The 3,334-nt window shown below is 58.6% G+C and carries 4 protein-coding genes; 2 read left to right on the top strand and 2 right to left on the bottom strand.

Annotated features, from left to right (window positions below; all coding sequences use genetic code 11):
* Positions 1 to 733: 733 nt before the first annotated feature.
* Positions 734 to 1,039: an NIPSNAP family protein gene (locus IWX65_RS17300; RefSeq protein WP_196884791.1), complete on the bottom strand. Its 306-nt coding sequence runs from the start codon at positions 1,037 to 1,039 to the stop codon at positions 734 to 736.
* Between the two features lie 133 nt (positions 1,040 to 1,172).
* A complete protein-coding gene (locus IWX65_RS17295) occupies positions 1,173 to 1,787 on the bottom strand; it encodes a recombinase family protein (protein WP_196884790.1) in 615 nt (204 codons plus the stop codon).
* Between the two features lie 238 nt (positions 1,788 to 2,025).
* On the opposite strand from IWX65_RS17295, the gene IWX65_RS17290 reads away from it, so the two are divergent.
* Both IWX65_RS17290 and IWX65_RS17285 read left to right on the top strand, forming a co-directional pair.
* Entirely contained in the window at positions 2,026 to 2,286 is a 261-nt protein-coding gene (locus IWX65_RS17290) for a ribbon-helix-helix domain-containing protein (protein WP_196884789.1), read from the top strand.
* Positions 2,287 to 2,701: 415 nt separating this feature from the next.
* Positions 2,702 to 3,262: a recombinase family protein gene (locus IWX65_RS17285; protein WP_196884788.1), complete on the top strand. Its 561-nt coding sequence runs from the start codon at positions 2,702 to 2,704 to the stop codon at positions 3,260 to 3,262.
* Positions 3,263 to 3,334: the final 72 nt, after the last annotated feature.

The following is a 3,334-nucleotide window of genomic DNA, read 5'->3' as shown; positions in this document are numbered from 1 at the left end:
AGTAGTTTTGAGGGGGTGGGCCCCCGCCCCATCGACGGTGCCCTGCACTCATGCAACGACTCGCGGGTACACCAATATTCCTGCCCTGAGTACCGGCGATTCTCCAACGATGCTGAGGTGCGCCACGGATTCTCGAGAGACCCAAATGTGCAGTGGAAGCCGAAAGGGTCGGATGATGGACCACCCGACGTTCCACCGCGGCGAGGACAACACCCGTACCCGGTTGGGCTCGCATCGGGTAGTACCCGCACGGTGCACGGCCGGTCAAGTCCATGCGCGTGGTGTAACACAGGGCTGCATGATTCTAGGTGCGATCACGCGCTCAGAGCACCGGATTCGCAGATGGCTTCGCCATAAGGGCGATCCCTCGAGGAGGACAAAGTCCTGACAGGCTAAATGGAAACCGAACCTTCAGCAGCCCCAACGGAGCATCCCCGACGATCGGGGTGCTCAAGCGTTGCGATGCCTGCCAAAACGTCTTCTCAGAAAAACTGCTGCATCCAGATGGCGGTTAATCACAACTTGCATTGGCGGTTCTGTCGTCCCGTTAGCCGATCCTCCACCGCTCCACATTTTTCGGGGCTGACTGCCGGCGAACGTGTCAGTTTTAGAAGTCGTCTGTACGGGGTTGGAGCGCGGGTTCCCGATCACCTTCAAACATGCCCGTGAGGATTTACTGTGTTTGTTGTGCCCGGCTATTGGAACCCAATGTGCGGAAGGGGTATGTCCCTTACTACTCGAACAGAGGGGTCAAGAAGCGTCGCTCGTAGCGGCGTATGCACCCAGTGTCTTGGGCATGGTGGTAGGCCTCCAAGCAATCGGGGTCCATGGCTGATTCGGTCCGATACCGTTCATATTCGGCAAGCGATGGGAAAGTGAAGAGTGCATAGGCTATATCGCTGTCTCCCTCACTTGGTAGGAAGTAGCCGTGGTGGGTTCCACCAAATTTATTGACGAGGCGGATCCAGCGTCGACCGTACTCTTCAAAGTCGGAGAGCTTATCCGGGTCGATTTCGTAACGAAGGTGAACAGTGATCAAGGTGGGTCTTCTTTCAGCCGGGTGTCTGAGTAGCGTAGCTGCACCCCTGGTCTGACTTGGGTGGCTCCCGAGCGCTATTAGCCAGTGCAGTAGGGCCTAGTCTTCCCGATCCATCCTCACGGCACTGGGACGGCTAAGTCTTGGACAGCAGCTTGATCCCGTCGGGCCGTAGTTCACCGGTGGGGGACACGTGTCGATACAAGGTCTGTCGGGTGATGCCGAGTTCCTTGCAGAGGTCGCCGACTTTGGTGTCGGGCTGCCCCATGGAGGCTCTGGCGAGACGGACTTTGGCGGGGGTCATTTTGTAGGGTCGCCCACCTTTGCGGCCGCGGGCGCGGGCGGAGGCGAGGCCGGCGATGGTGCGTTCGGAGATCAGTTCGCGTTCGAATTCGGCCAGGGCGGCGAAGATCCCGAAGACGAGTTTCCCGGAGGCGGTGGTGGTGTCGATGGCGGCACCCTGCCCGGTGAGGACCTTGAGCCCGATCCCGCGTTCGGTGAGGTCGTGGACGATGTTGACTAGGTGCCGTAGGTCCCGGCCGAGCCGGTCCAGCTTCCACACCATCAAGATGTCACCGGCCCGCAGAGACTTCAGGCAGGAAACAAGTTCCGGGCGGTCCTCTTTCTTGCCGGAGGCTTTGTCCTCATACAGTTGCCCGCACTCAACGCCGGCGGCGAGGAGTGCATCGCGCTGCAGGTCCGTGGTCTGGGATCCGTCGGCCTTGGAGACGCGCATGTAACCGACGAGCATCCGGTTTTTCCTCCATCATTTATACGTTCGTTTACGTGACAGTCTGAGCCCGGATCGCAGTAGAACGGGAAACTGTCATCTAACCGGTTACTTATTCTAAGTCATGCAAAGGTCACAAGATTGTTGATAAGTGACAGAAGATCGAAGGGTGCTCGAAACTCGAAGAGAATCCCCATCGATCCCCTTACGACGCGAGTCGGCGGGTGGAGGATCAGCATTTCGTATTACACTAATGTGTATGGGTGAAGAAGCGATTGACGGACAACCCGTCACGGACGAGATGATTCAGGGATGGGCGAACGAAGCCGAGAGCGGCTATGAAGTCGAGACGCTGCGCAAGCGCGGTCGCCCTACTGTGGGAGACGGCCCGGGCGCAATCGTGCCTGTAAGGATGGACGCAGTGTTACTGGCGGCATTGAACGCCCGCGCTGAGCAGGAACATGTATCCCGCTCTGAGGCGATCCGCGAAGCTGTGCGTACCTGGGCGCATATCGCGTGAAGGTCCACAATTCTGCGCTCAAACATGGGATCAGTGCGGAGGCTGGCACACATGCGGCCGAATATCACGTGTATTCTGCACATCTGGATGACGAGAACCCGGCGCGAGAATTCCGCCTCGGATTCGATCCAACGGGCCGGCTCCTGGAACTCGTTGTTCTCCGCTTTGATAGCGGAAACGAACTACTGATCCATTCCATGAAGGCTCGACCGCAATATCTCGACCTCCTGCCTTGAACTCGAAAATGATAAGTTCGATCCCCTGAACCCGTCCAGTGCCGGATCCTCCACCGCTCCACTATTTCCGGCGCAAATCACCACCAGAAATCCCATATAGAACCTGGAGTCTCCGATTCGCGTATACCCCGCCCGGAAAACTGTCCCGCTTAGGTAGCACAACCGCTACAGTGAGTAGCATGACCGGACACACCATCGGGTACGCGCGCGTCTCGACCAACGAGCAGGACCTCACCGCTCAACGCGACGGCCTCGCCGCCCTCCACGTCCCTAAGGACCGGATCTATGTCGACCACGGTTTGACCGGCACCAACCGGGAACGACCAGGACTCCGCGAAGCACTGGCAGCATGCCGGGAAGGGGACACTCTCGTCGTCACCAAACTCGACCGGCTCGCCCGGTCCCTACCTGATGCTCGGGACATCATTGAGGACCTCACTAAGAAGAAGGTCAAGCTCAGCATCGGTGGGAACATTCACGACCCGACTGACCCTGTTGGCCGGCTCCTGTTCAACGTCCTGGCCATGGTCGCCGAATTCGAATCCGACCTCATCCGAGCCCGCACCCGCGAAGGCATGCAGGTCGCCAAAGCCAAAGGCAGGCTCCGCGGCAAACAACCCAAACTCAGCAAGAGCCAGGAAGCGCACCTTGTCTCCCTATATAAGGGAGGACAACACACAACCACCGAAATCGCCGAGCTCTTCAAAGTCGCCCGCACCCTGTGCGCCAGGCTGGAGTGAGACACCCTTACTAATTCCTTCCCTTGCACGGGGTGAGAAGCGAGACAAATAGCGATGACGATGACGACGGCT

This window comes from Arthrobacter sp. CAN_A214 (genome assembly GCF_015751955.1).
In the GTDB taxonomy this organism is placed as follows: Bacteria; Actinomycetota; Actinomycetes; order Actinomycetales; family Micrococcaceae; genus Arthrobacter_D.
Note: the sequence above shows the minus strand (reverse complement) of the source record. Positions and strands in the feature narration are given on the sequence as shown.

Bases quoted from the DNA above. Each gene is read 5' to 3' on its own strand.
- IWX65_RS17295 (WP_196884790.1), bottom strand. From the start codon at position 1,787: ATGCTCGTCGGTTACATGCGCGTCTCCAAGGCCGACGGATCCCAGACC.
- IWX65_RS17290 (WP_196884789.1), top strand. From the start codon at position 2,026: ATGGGTGAAGAAGCGATTGACGGACAACCCGTCACGGACGAGATGATT.
- IWX65_RS17285 (WP_196884788.1), top strand. From the start codon at position 2,702: ATGACCGGACACACCATCGGGTACGCGCGCGTCTCGACCAACGAGCAG.